Source organism: Allobosea sp. P4_E12 (assembly GCF_056401655.1).
The window spans coordinates 40,403-57,483 of the sequence record NZ_JBFUIY010000009.1; the positions used below are offsets into that span (position 1 = coordinate 40,403).

The following is a 17,081-nucleotide window of genomic DNA, read 5'->3' on the forward strand; positions in this document are numbered from 1 at the left end:
GAAGGGTTATCCAGATGCCTAGCGGCGGCTCCATCATCACAATCAGCGCCGCGAGGCCCCCCCTTCTCCGGGCCTCCGCGGCCCTCACCTGCTCGCCGCTCTCGCCGGCTGTACGCAACGCGAGCCCATCGCGGCGAACGAGGGGCCAGGAATCCCGATCCGTACGCCGCAGGAGCGCAGCTATCTCGATCCCGGCCCTGCACCGAGCGAAGGCAGCGGGCCGGCTTATGTGCGCGAGAACCGCCGCTCGCCCAATTTCGGCGATCGTTTCGGGGGCGATGTCCTGTCCCGCGCGCCGTACTGACCCCAGCCATTGCTGAATGATGCGCAGAGCGGCCATGACCGCTCTGCTGCCTGCCCCCGCGACCTGGATGGCTTCTGCATGAGACGGCATGGGATGAGGATCGCTACTGGGGCACTGGCGTTGTTGCTCGCCGGCTGCGCCGGCGACGTGCAGGGCGTGCTGGCGCCGGTTGCGCATGGCGCACCCGACGCCAGCAAAGTCACCATGCTCGTGGCAACGACGCGCTCGCCCGATCCGGATAACGGCATCCTGTTTTCCGGCGAGCGCGGCGCGAAATCATCCTTCGCCGAGATCACCGTCTCGATCCCGCCCGAGCGCGCCCGGAAGGTTGGCGAGGTCCAATGGCCAAGCCGCCTTCCCGGCGACCCGGAACGCGAATTCGTGACGCTGAAGGTTGACCGTCTCGACCAGCAGGCCGCCTTCGCCCGCTTGCACTCAGCAGCGTTGAAAGCCCCGAAGCGGCGCGTTCTCCTCTTCGTCCATGGCTTCAACAACCGGTTTGAGGATGCGGTCTATCGCTTCGCTCAGATCGTCCACGATTCCGATGCCAATGTCGTGCCGCTGCTCTTCACCTGGCCCTCGCGCGGTTCGCTCTTCGCCTATGGCTACGACCGCGAGAGCACGAATTATTCCCGCCATGCGCTCGAGGCCACGCTGCAGGCGCTGGCGCGCGATCCGGCCGTCGGCGAGGTCTCGATCCTGGCCCATTCCATGGGCAACTGGCTCACGCTCGAATCGCTGCGCCAGATGGCGATCCGCAACGGCCAGATCGCACCGAAGATCGCCAATATCATGCTCGCCTCGCCTGACGTCGATGTCGATGTCTTCCGGACCCAGATCGCCGAGATCGGCAAGAGCCGCGCGAAATTCACCCTCTTCGTCTCGCAAGACGACCGGGCACTGGCGGTTTCCCGCCGAGTCTGGGGCAGCACGGCACGGCTGGGCGCGATCAACCCGGAAGCCGAGCCCTATCGCGACGAGCTGGCTGCCGAAGGCATCACCGTACTCGACCTGACGAAGCTCAGATCGGACGACCGGCTCAACCATGGCAAATTCGCGGAGAGCCCCGAGGTCGTGCGGCTGATCGGGACCCGCCTCGTCGCGGGCCAGTCCATCACCGATTCACGCGTCGGCCTCGGCGACCGCCTGATGGCTGTCACCGCCGGTGCCGCGGCAACGGTTGGAACTGCGGCCGGTCTTGCGATTGCAGCACCGATCGCCATTGTCGACCCCCATACTCGCCGCAATTTCAATGGCCGCCTCGAGCAACTCGGAGACTCGATCAGCGACGCGGCGAGCACGACCGGCGAAGTACTAACCACGCCGCTGGTGAACACGGGCCAGAAACAATAGCCGGATCGCGTGCACCAATCTCCAAGCCGCCGAACGCCAATTTCATGCGGTCGCCCGGGCAAGCTGCGACGGCAAGTGCCGCGGAGCACCTGTCAGATCACAGACGGCAACATCGTCGGTTTTGGCAAGTTCACGGTCACCCGCAGACCCGCCGGCTGGGCCGAAGCGAGGGTGACGTCCCCGCCATGCGCCCGGATGACGTCCCGGGCAATCGTGAGCCCGAGGCCGGTGCCACCGGTCGCACGGCTGCGCGATCCATCGAGGCGTTGAAACGGAGCGAAGGCACGCTCGATCTGGTCCGGCGCAATCCCTGGCCCGCCATCCCTGAGAACAATGACAAGCGCCTGAGCTTCGTCGCGCAGTTTAACGCTGACCCGCTCTCCATAGCGCAGGCCATTGTCGATGAGGTTTGACAGAGCACGGCGCATCGCCACGGGCTGACATGACAGCTGCGCATGATCGGGGCCGATATAGGTGACATGCCCCCCCATATCCGTGAAATTGTCGCAAAGGCTGATCAGCAGCGAGGCAATATCGACCACGCTGTGCGGCTCGCGCCGGGCATCGTCGCTCCCGAACGCGAGAGACGACTGGATCATGGTTTCCATCTCGGAAATATTGGACAGGACCTCCTGCCGCTGATCCTTGTCGCGCACATACTCCGCCATGAGCCGCAGCCGCGTGAGCGGCGTGCGCAGGTCATGCGATATGGCCGCGAGCATAGTGGTTCTCTCATCCACGAAATGCGTGAGGCGCGCCTGCATGTCGTTGAAGGCGTGGGCGATCGCGGCATATTCCGGCAGGTCCATGTCACCGATCGGAGTCAGCGCCCGCTCTCGGCCGAGCCGTTCGGCCGCTCCGGCAAGCTGCGTCAGCGGCTTGACCAGGCTGCGCGCCATCCAGATGGATAGCATGCCGACAAACAGCGCCCCGCCGATCAGGTCCGCCGCGTTCCGCACGTAGCGCGCGCTCGCCAGATCGCCGGCGCGCTGTGTCACGATCAGCCAGGACCGATCCGAGAGGCGGACGCCGATCTCGATTTCCGATGCCACGAGCGGATAGTGCTCGACAGAATCCGCGGCGACATTGGTCATGAGCGCCGGCAGGCCGGACAAGAGAACGACACCGGTCCTGACCTGGCTGAGCAGGTTGCCGTAGGGCGTGATGTTGACAACGACAGCATCCGCATCGACGCCCAGTTTCTTGCTGATCTGGGCCTGGAGCGTCGCGCTCGATGTAGGCGAAGGACCGCCCGGCGCTGCGGGTTGACCTTCACGGATGACGAAATCGAGCCACTCCTTCGATTTCAGCGAAGACAGCGCCAAATCACGCTGGCTGGCATCGGCCGCCGTCACGGTCCGTTGAGCATCGACTGTCGTATCGACAAGCCACTGCGTGTCGAACAACGCGAAATCCGAGGGTGGCACCAGCGCGCGAAGCGCTTCGCCCAGCAGTTGCGTCCCGATGAAGGTGAGGACCACAACAATGGCGATGCGGGGGGCAAAGCCCACCCGCGACCACAGCCTTACCCTCATGGCGTCGCTTCGGGCGCATCGGCAACCACGTCCGCAGTCATGACATATCCCTCGCTCCGCACGGTCTTGATGAGCAGTGGTTCCTGCGGATTGATCTCGATCTTGCGGCGCAGCCGGCTGATCTGGACGTCGATGCTGCGATCGAAGATCTGGCTTGCCCTGCCATGAGCCAGATCGAGCAGCTGATCACGGCTGAGAACACGCTGCGGATGCTCGACGAATGCCAGAAGCAGATCGAACTCGCCGCTGGTCAGGTCGGTCAGCACATTGTCGGGAGACAGGAAGACGCGGCGTTTCRCATCCAGAGTCCATCCCGCAAACCGAAAGTTCGACCGCACGTGATCGCGCGCAGCGGCGGGAGAGACGCCGGTCCGGCGCAGAACAGCCCGCACCCGCGCCAGAAGCTCCCGCGGGTTGAAAGGCTTTGTCACGTAATCGTCGGCACCGAGTTCGAGCCCGACGACCCGATCCGTATCGGATGTCATCGCCGTCAGCAGGATGATCGGGATATTGCTCGTGGCACGGACGCGCCGGCAAAGGCTGAGCCCATCCTCTCCCGGCATCATGATATCGAGGACGATGAGGTCGAAGCGCCCTGCTTCCAGGGCTTCGAGCATCTGCGCCCCGGCCTGGGCCTGCGTCACACGCACCCCATGCTCACTCAGGAATCGCGCGAGGATCCTGAGTATCGTGGCGTCGTCATCGACGATGAGGAGATGAGGGCTGTTCGAGCGGGCCACGCGATGAAGCTCCGGCAGAGGAGTACCCTTGGCCTTCCACATGCCCTTTGGGCAAGCATCATTCTGTAACAGTCTGTTGCAAACCGAAATCCCGGAGACATCCCCCCACGCCCCCACTGCCCTAGAGATGAGCGTCTCGCGAACGCGCTTTGCGCCATTGGGGTTTATGAATGACGTCGTTGGAGGCGCTTCGGCGCATTTTGTCCGGCCGCGTGGCCCTGGCCGCATCTGCCCTGGCGCTCATCTGCACGACAGTTCCTGGTCATGCCCATGCGCAGAGTCTTTTCGATCGCATGCCAACGATCCCCGGCGATTGGACCATCACCCTGGGTGCTCAGGGCAGGTTTCTCCCCGAATTCGAAGGCGCTAGCCGCTTCCGCTTCGAACCCCTGCCGATCGTCTCCGTCCGCCGGGCCGGCAAGGCTGCGCGCTTTCGCGCCCCTCTGGACGGTGCCGGTATTTCGCTGATCGACATCGGCGGCTTCCATGGCGGTCTTGTCGGCAAGTACAAGAGCGGGCGCGACGCTGGCGACTACCCCAGACATTTGCGCGGGCTCGGCGATGTCGACGCGACGATCGAAGCTGGCCTCTTCGCCGAGTTCTGGCCCCGGGATTGGTTCCGGACGCGAATCGAAACGCGCCGTGGTTTCGGCGGGCACAGGGGCTTCGTCGCCGATCTTTCCGCCGATGTCGTCGTTCCCGTCGGCGAACGCTGGACGCTGTCCGGCGGGCCGCGCCTCTCGCTGGCCGACAACAAGGCGACCGCACCGTATTTCGGCGTCGACGCCGCCCAATCGCTGGCTTCCGGGCTTCCCCTCTTCAATGCCAAGGGCGGGCTGCATTCGATCGGCGCCGGCCTGCAGGCGCGCTATCAACTGACGCCGCGATGGGAGGTCCGTGCCTATGTCGAATACGCCCGCCTCAGGGATGATGCGGCATCCAGCCCGCTGGTGACCCGCTATGGATCGCCGGACCAGACGACCGTCGGCCTCGGCGTGAGCTACTCGTTCGACATCAAACTCTGGTGAGGGGATGCCCCTTGGACAGGCGTGGCGAGGGCGCGGCGTATGTGAGGCAGATGGAAGCGCCGGCTCCGGCCGCTAAAGCGTAACGGAGGAAAAGGCATTTACGTTTGCAACGGGCGCAGGGTGGCTGGCAGTGATGATAGAACTGGCGAGCGCGCGAGTGTCGTGCAAATCTCCGGGACCTCGCGATCATACTGCCCCCATTGCAGGCATCTACCGTGCCGGTTCACGCTCCGAGACCAGACAAACCTAGTTTCGCGGGTCGGCGCAGGGGCGTTCTGCGCATTCTATTGCTGGTTGTTGCATCAGCAGCCATTGCAGGCTTGGCTCTGTCCTACAGCACGGTGCGCGACTACGGCTCATTTCGAGCGTCGATACTGACCGGAGCGCCAGGCGGCGCCTATCATTCGCTCGCTTCAGATCTGGCGCAGCTGGCCAGGCGCGACCGAGGGCATCTCGAGGTTATCCCGACGGCGGGTTCGATCGAGAACGCCAAACGCCTGATGGCAGACCAAAAGTCCTGCGCCGAGAAATTTGCCTTCGTTCAGGACGGCACTCCAGTGCCTGCCGAATCCGAACTGGAACTATTGGGGCGCCTGCCCGAGCCGGAGTCGCTGCTTTTTCTGACCCGGCGCGATCGGTCCTTCGGTAGCTTCTCCGACCTACGGGGCGCCTCCATCGGAATAGGCCCCGAGAATTCGGGAACGGCCTATCTCGTGCTCCAGCTGCTCGGCGATCCCGACCTGAAGAAGCTCGACATTCGAACGTCCTATCGCGAGCTCGAGGAGCAGGCTCAGCTTGTGGCGCAGGGCAATCTCGATATTGCCGCCTATGTCATGCGAAATGATGCCGAGTTCCTGCGGACGATCATCGGCCGCTATGATCTGGAAATCATCGAACTCCGAGATTTAAGAGGTTTGACCGACCGCTTTCCATGGCTGACTCTTGGGCGCGTGCCGGCTGGCCGATACGACTTGATGCGCCTGGCCCCTGCGACCGACAAAATGGTGCCGCAGGTCAATACGCTGGTCCTGGCCAACGCGTGCGCGAAGAGAGCTGACCGCATTGAATTGCTGGTGCTCCTGGCGGCTGCGCTTCCGACTTTCGTGCGCAGCAACCCGCCGACCTCGACGAGTTCGGCGACCGCGGTGCCGCTATCGTCCGAAGCGAGGCAGTTCTTTCTGACTGGCGAGCCGGAGTTCGTAGACCGCTATTTTCCGTGGCTCGTGAACCTCATGTCGCCCGCCTATTGGATCTACCTCGTCATGGCCGTTACGGCCCTTTTCAACCTGCTGAAGGGCATCAGCCGCTTTCGTCTTTGGCGACTTGATTCCGCGCGCGAGAAGCTTGAGGCGGAAGCAAGGCTCGTGGCGGGGGAGGCCGTCAGCCATGCGCCAGCACTGCATCCCATCGCGAAGCCCGCCTTGCCGGATGCGGATGAACGTGAAGCGATCAGGGACATGCTGGAGCGCCTGGCCGGGCTGCGCGAGCGGTGTCAGCGCTACGCCAACTCGTTCGCAACGCCGATGGGCGAGGAAATGTTCTATCGCTACCAGCAATTCCTGATCGACCGCACGACTGTCGAACTGAAGGCGCGTCTTGGAACGGGCTCATAACTCGTAGCTGCACCGATGCCAGTGTCTCGTGCCCAACATGTGCGCCGACTATCGCCCCCGACACTGCCCAGCCCCTCTCGTCTGGTCGATGAGATGACACGGCACCGCTCGTTACAGACGTGCTTGTCAGACCGTGCACAAAACCGGCAGCAGGCCAGTTGTTGGATCAGAGGATGGCGGCACCACGTGTTCGATCAGGCGGCGCGACTGGGTGCCTTCTCAGACGGCATGCCATCTTTGATGGCGGCTTTGATTTGGTTCCGCAGCTCAGGCGTATCTTGATGCCCATGCACGGCAACGGCGTGCTGCACCGAGGCCTCCACCAGTTCGCTCTCATTGTCGGCGATGATCGTGACTGAGCAATTCATCTCGCTCGGGAATTCACGGCAGTCGATGAACTTGCGTCCCATAACGTCCTCCCCGATTGGGAGATCAAGCAACCTTCCATCACGTCGAATGAAGGCCGCCTACTTCACGCACAGTACGCTTACGCCCGGGGCCTGGCAAAAAGATCCGGCGCCCGACGATCGGGTGTAGCTGAGATAATCGAAGCCTGCTGATGCGGGAGAATGTCGTTCGCCCCTGTGGGTCTCGACCCTACCAACCCGTTCGCCACTTCAGGCTAGCAGCCAAGGGCGTCACGTCCGGCTGCTATGGACAACGGTTACAGAAATCTTGGAAAATCGTTTAAAATCAATATTTTATGATAATGGCTGGGGCGCCAGGATTCGAACCTGGGAATGGCGGTACCAAAAACCGCTGCCTTACCACTTGGCGACGCCCCAACGCGCTGCTGCGTTCTAGTGTGCGTCGCGCCTCTGCGCAACCGTCGACAAGCGCTTCTCACAGGTGGCTGCATCCGATGCGACAGATCCTTCGGCGAGGCTCTGGAGAAATCCACACAAGAGGTGCTTAGCCCTGTTGCGCTGCGGCGCGACGCTGGCTATAAGCCGGCCACCAGTTGATCGGAGTGTAGCGCAGTCTGGTAGCGCACCACGTTCGGGACGTGGGGGTCGCAGGTTCAAATCCTGCCACTCCGACCAAAATTTCCCGAGATATTTCAAGCCGTTACAAATCAAGCCCTTCGGGGCTTTTTTGTTGCCCGGACCGTTTCAGCGCGGTTTGATCCTCAGGCGGGCCTGCCTTGGCCCGATTAACGCATCCACGACTTCTCCCGGTACAGCGATGGTGTCGCGCGCGAGGCTCCTGTAGTCTCGCCCAAGGACAATGGGGCTCACTCTATGACGCGCTTTTCCCGAATCATCGGAATCATGAGCCTCGCCGTGCTGCTTTCCGGCTGCGACAAATGCGGGGAGCTGATGAAGCTCGATATCTTCGGCCAACCCGTGAAGACATGCTCCGGCAATAATCCGCAAGGCTGAGCGCAGGCCCGTCTGCCTGACGCGAATCGGTGGACTATCGGACCGGATCTTGTATGCGGCCCGATGCTTTCACCTTGTGCGGCTGCATCGGCCTTGCCGAAAACCGCAATCCCCTTTTCGGGCCGATGCCTTCCCGGCCGGCGCCAAAGAAAAAGCCGAGGCAAAGCCCCGGCTCGTTCGTCTCTACCGTTGCAGCGCGTCTCAGCCGCGGCGGCGCAGGAAGGACCAACTGGCCCCGACAAGGCTCGCAGCCAGCGCCATCTTGACCGCATCGCCGAGCAGGAAAGGCTGCACGCCGAAAGTGTAGGCCTTGGCGAAGCCGACACCCGTGGCACCGCTCGCCATCTGCGCCCCGAGCGCGAGCCACAGGCCGCCGAGGCCAAGAATCAGCGCTTCCGCGGTAATGAATCCCGCGATCAGGCGGATCACCGAGGCGCCACGCTCGGCCGCCCAGCCAGCGACAGCCGCCGCAAGCACGAAGCCGACAAGGAACCCGCCGGTCGGACCGGCAAGATAGAGCAGCCCGGCTGCAACCGGCGGCGTGTTGGTGAAGACCGGCAGCCCGGCAAGGCCATAGGCAATATAGAGTGCGACAGTCGCAGCGCCGAGGCGCGAGCCATAGGCGGCGCCCAGGCCGAGCACCGCCAGCGTCTGCAGGGTCATCGGCACCGGCCAGAACGGCACCTTGATCTTGGCCGCGAGGACGAGCAGCAGGCTGCCGGCCACGGCAAGGGCGACATTGCGCGCCAGCGCGGCGCGACGTCCCGAGACCTGGGGAAGGATCGCGTTGACCAGGGTCGGAGCGGAAAGGGGAAGCAGATCGGCCATGCGCTCTCATCCATTTTTCGAGGGCCGCGCTGCGCAGCCGGTTTTCCGTCTATAGAAAATGCTGCAATGCCCTACAAGGCGCGCGGCGGTGCGCGAAGCGGCAAGGCCGGGGCGCAACCTGCCCCCGTGACGCGACTGGACCAGGCGACGGAACCCGCATGAGCGAAGACATCGAATTCGATCGGAGCGCCACGGCTCCCTCCGGCGACGTGGTTGAACTGTCGCCGCTCGTCCGGCGCATCATCGCCGGAAATGGCGGGCCGATGACCTTTACCGGCACCTGCACCTATATCATCGGCCGGGGCACTGTGGCGGTGCTCGATCCTGGCCCCGACGACCCGGCTCATGTCGCGCGCGTCCTTGCCGCACTCGCTGACGAGAGCGTCAGCCATATCCTTGTCACACACACCCATCGCGATCATTCGCCCGCCGTTCCGGCACTGCAAGCGGCGACAGGCGCCATCGTCGCCGGCTGCCTGCCGCATCGCGCGGCGCGCGAACTGGCGCTTGGCGAGATCAATCCGCTCGATGCCGCGGCCGACCGCGATTATGCCCCCGATCTGCCGATGTATGACCGTGACACGGTCACGGGCCCCGGCTGGACGCTCTCGGCGGTCGAAACGCCGGGGCACACCGCCAATCACCTCGCTTTCGCGCTCGCGGAAGAGACAAGCCTGTTTTCAGGCGACCATGTCATGGCCTGGTCGACGAGCATCGTTGCCCCGCCCGACGGCTCGATGGCGTCCTACATGGCTTCGATCGAAAAACTGCGCGCGATGGAGCACGCCATCTACTGGCCTGGCCATGGCGGGCCGGTGAACGAACCGCAGCGCTTCCTGCGCGCGCTCGTACAGCACCGCCGGCTGCGCGAAGCCGCGATCCTCAACCGCCTCAGGGCTGGCGACGAGCGCATCGCGGAGATGGTGCCACCAATCTATCAGGGCTTGCCGGTCGCATTGCATGGCGCGGCCTCGCTCTCGATCCTCGCCCAACTCGAGGATCTGGTCCTCCACGGCACTGTCATCTGCGACGAGGCACTGCCGATGCTGGCGAGCCGATACAAGCTGGCCCGGACCTGATGCAGCGGCGTCGATTTCTTCGGATCGCATCACGCCGTCGCACATGACCTACCGTGCCTCGACCAGCAGCTCGACCTCTGCAGCAAAGGCGGCGATGCGGGCAGCATTTGCGCCGAGATCGTGGCTTCCGATCCGCGAAGCCGAGCGGATGTCGATGCGGCTGCCGTCGGCACGCGGTCGCACTCGGATCGTGATGTCCTCGGCAAGGCGCAGGATTCGGGTGCGCGCCACCGCCTCGATCCGCCCTGCCCCGCTGCGTCCGCCGGGGCGCGACGCTTCGAGCACCTGCCAGCCCAGTGCAGTGGCGGCCCGGCGCGCGATTGTGAACGCCGTTTCGGCCGGGACCTCCAGCACGATCGGCAGCGTCTTCGGATAGGCTTGGCGCTGGATGCGCCGCTCTCCAGCCGGTACGTCGGGCGGCACCAGGCCGTGGCGCACGGTCAACGCGGCCTGCGAGCGGCTGAAGGTCGGGGGATCATCGATATCGGTCGAGATATCGCTCAATCGCGGCAGCGTCAGCCATTTGAAGCCACCATAGAGCACTGGGGCAAGCATGATGAGCGCAAGCACGAAGGCCTGTGCCGCCATGCCGACCCCGCGATGCCCCACCTGCCAGATCCGCATGAAGGCGAGCACGGCCAGCAGCAACGCCAGCAGAACGAAGCCATAGGCACCGGCGATCGGCGCGAGTCCCTGCGCCGAAGGCTCGCCGAGCCGGGCGACGAGAATGGCCAGCAGCAGCACCGCGACGGAAAACCAGGCCAGCCGCCGGCTCCAGCGTGCGGCGCGCGAGACAGGTTCCTCGAAGACGATGCGACGATGCATGATGATTACGTGGCGGGGTCTGGCACCGAAGGCAAGCCTCGCGGCTCAGCCTGTCGGCAGGCGATAGTCCTTGAACTGCTCGCGCAGCGCGGTCTTCTGGATCTTGCCCGTAGCGGTATGCGGTATCGCCTCGACCAGGACGACATCGTCCGGCAGCCACCATTTTGCGATCTTGCCGGTCATATAGGCCAGCATCTCGTCGCGGCTCGGTGAACGGCCGGGTTTTGGAACGATGACCAGCAGCGGCCTCTCGTCCCATTTGGAATGGGCGACGCCAATCACCGCGGCCTCCGCCACATCGGGATGGCCGACCGCGAGATTTTCGAGATCGATGGACGATATCCACTCGCCGCCCGACTTGATCACATCCTTTGAGCGGTCGGTGATCTGGAGATACCCCGCGGCATCCAGCGTGCCGACATCGCCCGTATCGAAGAAACCGTGCTCGTCGAGGATCGCTTCATCCTCACGCCTGAAATAGGCGCCGGCGACGGACGGTCCGCGCACCTTCAGGCGCCCGAAGGTCTTGCCATCCCAGGGCAGGTCCTGGCCGGCATCGTCGGTGATGCGGAATTCGACGGTAAAGGGCGGATGCCCCTGCTTGACCTTGAGATCGTAGAGCGCATCGCCCTGCAGATGCCCATAGACCGGCTTGATCGAGCAGAACGAGCCGATCGGGCTCATTTCGGTCATGCCCCAGGCATGTGCGACCGTGACGCCATATTTGCGCTCGAATGCTTCCGTCATCGCCCGCGGGCAGGCTGAACCACCGATCACCACACGTTTCAGCGTCGAGAGGCGGGCGTTGGTCGCCTCCAGATGCTGCAGCAGGCCAAGCCAGACCGTCGGCACCGCAGCGGTGCAGGTCACGCCCTCGCCTTCCAGCAATTCGAGCAGCGATGCACCGTCGAGCTTCGCACCCGGCATGACCAGCTTGGCTCCGGTCATCGGCGCGGAATAGGCCAGCGACCAGCTATTGGCATGGAAGAGCGGCACGACCGGCAGCACGCTGTCGCGCGAGGACAACCCGATATAATCCGGCGCCGAGCAGGCCATGGCATGCAGCACGTTCGAGCGGTGCGAATAGAGCACCCCCTTCGGACCGCCGGTGGTGCCGGAGGTGTAGCAGAGCCCGGCGGCGGTGTTCTCGTCGAACTGCTTCCAGGCGAAATCATCATCGGCTTCAGTGAGCCACTCCTCGAAGGCGGCTGCTCCCTTCAGGCTGGTTTGCGGCATATGTGCCGCATCGGTCAGCACGATGTAGCGCTCGATGCTCGGCAGCCTGTCCTGGATCTGCTCGATCAGCGGCACGAAGGTCAGGTCGAGGAATAGCATCCTGTCCTCGGCATGGTTGATGATCCAAGCGATCTGCTCCGGGAACAGCCGCGGATTGACCGTATGAGTGATCGCGCCGATCCCGCTGATCCCGTACCAGAGTTCGAGATGCCGGTCGGTATTCCACGCCAGCGTCGCGACCCGGTCGCCGAGCCGCATCCCTTCCCGCTCGAGGCGCCTGGCCACCCGCAGGGCGCGGCGGCGGATATCGGCATAGGTCGTGCGCCGCAGCGAGCCGTCTTCCACCGCGCGGCTCACGACCTCGCGGGTGCCGTGCTGGACGGCGGCATGGTCGATGATCCGGTGCAGCAGCAGGGGCCAGTCCTGCATCAGGCCAAGCATAGCGTCTCTCCCCACGATCATTCTTGCTGTTGTTGGGAGCAGCATAGACAGGCTGCTCCCCGGCAGGGAAGCAGGAGTTGAGCCGGAGCGGGAATGAAGGGCTCGCCTGGAGCCACGCGATAGTTTAGGGCAGAACTGATAGACCCTGAGAGTTGGAACCGTGTCAGCGCCCGACGCCCTACGCACCGATCCAGACCGCGTCTGGTTCCGCTTCATGCGGTTGCACCAGCGCATGCTCGGCCAGATGACGGCGCGCATCCGTACGCTCGGGCTCTCGATCCCTCAATTCGATCTGCTCTCCACGCTGACCGAGCGCGAAGGCATCAGCCAAAGCGAGCTGGCCGAGCGGCTCTACGTCACCAAGGGCAACGTCTCCGGGCTCGTCGATCGCCTGGTGCAGGCCGGCCTCGTCGAGCGCCGCGCCATCGCGGGCGACCGGCGTTCCTATGCGATGCATCTGACGCCCGAGGGGCGCAGGCTGGCGGAAGCCGGCATCGCGGCGCAACGCAGCTATGTCGCGACCACGCTCGGCAAGCTGCCGGCCGGCGATCTCGCAGATCTCGACCGGCTCGTCCTGGCCTGGCGCGACCTCGCTCGCGCCGCGGACGCCGAATAGCGCCTTTATGTTCGCCGGGCTCGCCTTCGCTGGCGGCGGCAATCGCTGCTACTGGCAGGGTGGCTTCCATGAAACCGTGGCGCCACGCCTCGCGTTGTCGCCGCGCCGGGTCGTCGGTGTCAGCGCCGGCGCCTTCGCGATGCTCTATACGGCACTCGGTCTCGGCCCGACCGTACGCGAGCAGGTCAGGCAAGCCTGTCTCGACCGAACATCCGAAATGGATTGGGCGGCCTTTCGCCGGGGTGGGCGGCTCTTCCCGGTCGGCGAGCTCTATCAGCGCCTCCTCACTCAGCTCTTCACGCCCGAGGCCCTCTCAACCCTGCGGCTGATGAGCGATTTCCGCATCGCGATCTCGCGCCCGCCACGCTTCTGGCCCCTGCCGATCGCCGCGATGCTGGGGATCGGCGCCTATCAGCTCGAAAAGCGCCTCCGCCGGCCGGTCCATCCCACCGCCGGGCGCCGCCTCGGTTTCGTGCCCGATCTTGTCCGGCTCGCCGATTGCGCAACCGCAGAGCAACTGGTCGCGGCCCTGATGGCGAGCGCTGCAGTGCCTCCCTTCATGCCGGCCGGGCTCGTCGGGCAGCGCGCTGCGCTCGACGGCGGGCTGGTCGACAGCGCCCCCGCCTGGGCGCTCGCCGATCTGGAACAGGCCGGCGAACGGACGCTGGTCCTGCTGACGCGCCCCTTCTCCGCGGTGCCGCAGGTGCCGGGCCGGACCTATGCGCGCCCGTCCCGGACCATTCCGGTCTCGCAATTCACGATCCGCGACTGGGAGGGGATCCGCTTCGCCTACGAACTCGGCATCAGTGACGGCGAGAGCTTCCTTCGGCGGATGGAAGTCGAAGCGCGAACCGGCTAGGCATGAGGCTGGTTCCTGCGAACTGGTTCTTGCCAACCGACCGGACGTACCGATGCCTGCGATCGATCTGACCGCCTCCGCGACCGACCTCCGCGAAGCCCTGCTCGCGCGCCGCTTCAGCGCGAGCGACCTGCTCGAGGCCAGCTTCGCCCGCATCGACTCGCTGAACCCATTGCTCAACGCCATCATTGCCCAGGACCGCGAGGCCGCGCGCGCCATGGCGGCAGAATCGGACAGGCGCCTCGCCGATGGCAGCGCCCGCCCGCTTGAAGGGCTGCCGATCACGATCAAGGACGCCTTCGACGTTGCCGGCCTGCCCTCCTCCGGCGGGCTACCCGCCTACAAGGAGCGCATTCCCACCGATGATGCCGCCCCCGTCGCTCGCCTGCGCGCTGCCGGCGCCGTCATTCTGGGCAAGAGCAACGTCCCGGTCTTCTCAGGCGATTTCCAGAGCTACAACCCCATTCACGGCGTCACCAACAACCCCTGGAATGCTGCTTTCTCGCCCGGCGGCTCGTCCGGCGGAGCGGCAACCGCGGTCGCGACCGGCATGTCTGCTTTCGAGCTCGGCTCCGATCTCGGTGGCTCCGCGCGCTGGCCGGCCCATGCCTGCGGCGTCTACGGCCTGAAGACGAGCTGGGGGTTGATCTCGACCTGGGGCCACCTGCCGCCGCCGCCCGAGCGCCGCACACCGCGTAATGCCGACCTTTTGGTCGCCGGACCGATCACGCGCGCGCCCGAGGATCTTGCGCTCATCCTTCCGGTGCTGGCCGGCCCGCGCGATTCCCGAGTCGCGGGCGCCACACTCACCGCTCCTCGGCTGGAAGAGCCCCGCGGCCTGCGTGTCGCACTCTGGGCCGACGATGCTTTCGCTCCGACCGACCGGGAGGTCGGCGCAGTCGTGCATCGGGCCGCGGATCTGCTTGCCGCGCAGGGCGCGATCATCGACGAGACGGCGCGCCCGGCGATCCGCTTCTCCGAAGCCTTCGAGGTCTATGCGCTGCTCAACCATGCCGTCGTCGCCTATGGTCTGCCGCCTAAGGTCAGGGCGCGTATCCAGGCCATGGCATCGCGCTTCAGCACCAACGATCTCTCGCATCAATCGCTGCAAGCGCGCGGCGCGCGCATGACGCCGGGGCTCTACCAGCAGATCTCGCAGCGGCGCATGGCTCTGAAACGGCAATGGGCCCGCTTCTTCCAGTCCTATGACGTCGTGCTCTGCCCACCTGCCCCCGTTGCCGCGATCCCGCATGATCACACGCCGGATATTCACGCGAGGCGCCTTGTCGTGAACGGCGAGCCTCGCCCCTATCTCGATTTCCTGCTCTGGGCCTCGCTCGCGACTGGCGCAGACCTGCCTTCGCTGGTTGCGCCAATCTCGCAGTCGGACGCTGGTCTGCCGCTCGGCGTGCAGATCATTGCGGCGGCCGGCGAAGACCTGACGGCAGTCGCCGTCGGCGGCATGCTGGCAAGGGCGGGCGCAGGATATCGCGTTCCCCCCGGCTCGGCCGGACAATCCTGAGCAGGCGCAACCCGATACGCGCCAGAGTCTGCGTCGATCTGCGTGAAAATCGCTCAGTGCTTGCGCTGATCCCGGTCTATGCTCGCATAAAGGCCGCATAAAAACCTGGAGATTGCGCCATGCTATCCAACCTCGCCGTCCGCGACATTGAGACCCTGGTCCACCCATACACGAACCTGGCGACGCATCGCGAGACCGGCCCGCTGGTGCTGGAAAGCGGCAAGGGCGTCTTCGTCTATGACAGCGCCGGCAAGGAATACATCGAGGGCATGGCCGGGCTCTGGTGCACCGCGCTCGGCTACTCCAACCAGGAGCTGATCGACACGGCGACGGAGCAGATGAAGAAGCTGCCCTTCACGCATATCTTCGGCGGGCGCAGCCATGATCCGGCGATCGAGCTGGCGGAGAAGCTGAAGGAGATCGCACCGGTTCCGATCTCGAAGGTGTTCTACGGCGCCTCCGGCTCCGACGCCAACGACACCCAGGTGAAAATCGTCTGGTACATGAACAATGCCCTTGGCCGGCCGCAGAAGAAGAAGATCATCTCGCGGCTGAAGGGCTATCACGGCGTCACCGTGGCCTCGGCCTCGCTCACCGGCCTGCCCAACAATCATATCGATTTCGACCTGCCGCTGCCGGGCATCCTGCACACCTCCTGCCCGCATCATTATCGCTTCGCCGAGCCTGGCGAGAGCGAGCAGGATTACTCCTCGCGCCTCGCAGCCGAACTGGAGGAGATGATCCTGCGCGAAGGGCCGGACACGGTCGCCGCCTTCATTGCCGAGCCGGTAATGGGCGCTGGCGGCGCGATCACCCCGCCGGATGGCTATTTCGAGAAGATCAACGCCGTTCTCGCCAAATACGACATCCTGTTCATCTCGGATGAGGTCATCACCGGCTTCGGCCGCACCGGCAACATGTTCGGCACCACGACCTATGGCATGAACGTCGACACGATCTCGCTCGCCAAGCAGATCACCTCGGCCTATTTCCCGCTCAGCGCCGTGTTGATGAACGACAAGGTCTACGAGGTCCTCGTCGACCAGAGCCGCAAGATCGGCACCTTCGGCCACGGCAACACCTATGCCGGCCATCCCGTCGGTTGCGCGATCGCGGTCAAGACGCTGGAAATCTATCAGCGCGACAAGATCGTCGAGCACACCCGCAAGGTCTCCCCGACCTTCCTGCGGCGGCTGGAGAAGCTTGCCGAGCATCCGCTGGTCGGCGAAGCGCGCGGCGTCGGTCTGATCGGTGGCGTCGAGATCGTCAAGGACAAGGTGACCAAGGCCCCGTTCGAGACCAAGAAGGGCGTCGGCCCGAAATCGGTCTTCTTCGCGCAGGAAGAGGGCCTGATCACCCGCGCCATGGGCGACCGTGTCGCCTTCTGCCCGCCGCTCGTGATCACCGAGGCCGAGATCGAGGAGATGTTCGACCGCTACGAGCGGGCCCTGAACAAGACGCTCGCCTGGGTCAAGGCCGAAGGCTTGCTCGCGGCCTGAGCCTGCATGCTTAAGGGGAGATTAACCGAAGCGGCGACATGATTGCGATCGAGGCCGAAAAGCCACGAAGAAATCACGATCACGCCGCTTCGTCGTCCCGATCGGACGTCACCTTCCCTGTGTCGACGGCCAGGAACCGCCGGCACCGTGCAACAAGTAAAGTCAGGACCGATGCCTTCCGCCAACAAGCGTCAGACGACGCAACGAAGCGCGAGCTTCCA

Annotated in this window: 14 protein-coding genes and 2 tRNA genes; 9 read left to right on the forward strand and 7 right to left on the reverse strand. The window is 64.7% G+C overall.

The features are described from left to right. Positions 1–397 precede the first annotated feature (397 nt). Entirely contained in the window at positions 398–1,657 is a 1,260-nt protein-coding gene (locus AC1DW9_RS13415; RefSeq protein WP_476776044.1) for an alpha/beta hydrolase, read from the forward strand. A gap of 92 nt (positions 1,658–1,749) precedes the next feature. Here the strand turns inward: AC1DW9_RS13415 and AC1DW9_RS13420 are convergent, their stop codons facing one another. Together AC1DW9_RS13420 and AC1DW9_RS13425 are read right to left on the reverse strand one after the other, a co-directional pair. Then, positions 1,750–3,192, reverse strand: coding sequence for an ATP-binding protein (locus AC1DW9_RS13420; RefSeq protein ID WP_476776045.1), 1,443 nt, complete (start codon positions 3,190–3,192; stop codon positions 1,750–1,752). Further along, positions 3,189–3,932 carry a response regulator gene (locus AC1DW9_RS13425; protein WP_476855111.1) on the reverse strand — a complete coding sequence of 248 codons (744 nt, stop codon included), beginning with the start codon at positions 3,930–3,932 and terminating at the stop codon, positions 3,189–3,191. Before AC1DW9_RS13425 ends, AC1DW9_RS13420 begins: the two co-directional genes overlap by 4 nt. Before the next feature lie 293 nt (positions 3,933–4,225). On the opposite strand from AC1DW9_RS13425, the gene AC1DW9_RS13430 reads away from it, so the two are divergent. After that, on the forward strand, positions 4,226–4,960 hold the full coding sequence (locus tag AC1DW9_RS13430) for a MipA/OmpV family protein (protein ID WP_476776046.1): 735 nt from the start codon (positions 4,226–4,228) through the stop codon (positions 4,958–4,960). A 341-nt stretch (positions 4,961–5,301) separates the two neighbouring features. Beyond that, the gene (locus AC1DW9_RS13435; protein ID WP_476776115.1) at positions 5,302–6,573 is read left to right on the forward strand and encodes a TAXI family TRAP transporter solute-binding subunit; all 1,272 of its coding nucleotides are present in this window, start codon (positions 5,302–5,304) and stop codon (positions 6,571–6,573) included. A 194-nt stretch (positions 6,574–6,767) separates the two neighbouring features. Here the strand turns inward: AC1DW9_RS13435 and AC1DW9_RS13440 are convergent, their stop codons facing one another. Together AC1DW9_RS13440 and AC1DW9_RS13445 are read right to left on the reverse strand one after the other, a co-directional pair. Beyond that, entirely contained in the window at positions 6,768–6,983 is a 216-nt protein-coding gene (locus AC1DW9_RS13440; RefSeq protein WP_441488286.1) for a DUF1059 domain-containing protein, read from the reverse strand. Positions 6,984–7,283: 300 nt separating this feature from the next. Next, positions 7,284–7,358: transfer RNA gene (locus tag AC1DW9_RS13445), tRNA-Gln, on the reverse strand. A gap of 181 nt (positions 7,359–7,539) precedes the next feature. Here AC1DW9_RS13445 and AC1DW9_RS13450 point away from each other — a divergent pair. After that, a tRNA-Pro gene (locus AC1DW9_RS13450) sits at positions 7,540–7,616 on the forward strand. A gap of 540 nt (positions 7,617–8,156) precedes the next feature. On the opposite strand, the gene AC1DW9_RS13455 is transcribed toward AC1DW9_RS13450, so the two are convergent. After that, positions 8,157–8,783 (reverse strand): biotin transporter BioY, encoded by a 627-nt coding sequence (locus AC1DW9_RS13455; RefSeq protein WP_476776047.1) that lies wholly within the window; start codon positions 8,781–8,783, stop codon positions 8,157–8,159. Positions 8,784–8,941: 158 nt separating this feature from the next. Between AC1DW9_RS13455 and AC1DW9_RS13460 the strand changes: the two genes are divergently transcribed. Continuing rightward, complete coding sequence (locus tag AC1DW9_RS13460; protein WP_476776048.1) at positions 8,942–9,862, forward strand: MBL fold metallo-hydrolase; 921 nt, start codon at positions 8,942–8,944, stop codon at positions 9,860–9,862. Between the two features lie 48 nt (positions 9,863–9,910). On the opposite strand, the gene AC1DW9_RS13465 is transcribed toward AC1DW9_RS13460, so the two are convergent. After that, complete coding sequence (locus AC1DW9_RS13465) at positions 9,911–10,687, reverse strand: DUF1499 domain-containing protein (protein WP_476769616.1); 777 nt, start codon at positions 10,685–10,687, stop codon at positions 9,911–9,913. A gap of 45 nt (positions 10,688–10,732) precedes the next feature. Further along, positions 10,733–12,364 carry a long-chain-fatty-acid--CoA ligase gene (locus AC1DW9_RS13470; protein ID WP_441507687.1) on the reverse strand — a complete coding sequence of 544 codons (1,632 nt, stop codon included), beginning with the start codon at positions 12,362–12,364 and terminating at the stop codon, positions 10,733–10,735. A 214-nt stretch (positions 12,365–12,578) separates the two neighbouring features. Between AC1DW9_RS13470 and AC1DW9_RS13475 the strand changes: the two genes are divergently transcribed. The 4 genes from AC1DW9_RS13475 to AC1DW9_RS13490 all read left to right on the forward strand — a co-directional run bounded on the left by AC1DW9_RS13475 (position 12,579) and on the right by AC1DW9_RS13490 (position 16,860). Then, entirely contained in the window at positions 12,579–12,980 is a 402-nt protein-coding gene (locus AC1DW9_RS13475; RefSeq protein ID WP_084652251.1) for a MarR family winged helix-turn-helix transcriptional regulator, read from the forward strand. A 7-nt stretch (positions 12,981–12,987) separates the two neighbouring features. Then, the gene (locus tag AC1DW9_RS13480; RefSeq protein ID WP_476776049.1) at positions 12,988–13,839 is read left to right on the forward strand and encodes a patatin-like phospholipase family protein; all 852 of its coding nucleotides are present in this window, start codon (positions 12,988–12,990) and stop codon (positions 13,837–13,839) included. 52 nt (positions 13,840–13,891) lie between these two features. Next, complete coding sequence (locus tag AC1DW9_RS13485) at positions 13,892–15,361, forward strand: amidase family protein (RefSeq protein WP_476776050.1); 1,470 nt, start codon at positions 13,892–13,894, stop codon at positions 15,359–15,361. A gap of 119 nt (positions 15,362–15,480) precedes the next feature. After that, the gene (locus AC1DW9_RS13490; protein ID WP_113517787.1) at positions 15,481–16,860 is read left to right on the forward strand and encodes an aspartate aminotransferase family protein; all 1,380 of its coding nucleotides are present in this window, start codon (positions 15,481–15,483) and stop codon (positions 16,858–16,860) included. Positions 16,861–17,081: the final 221 nt, after the last annotated feature.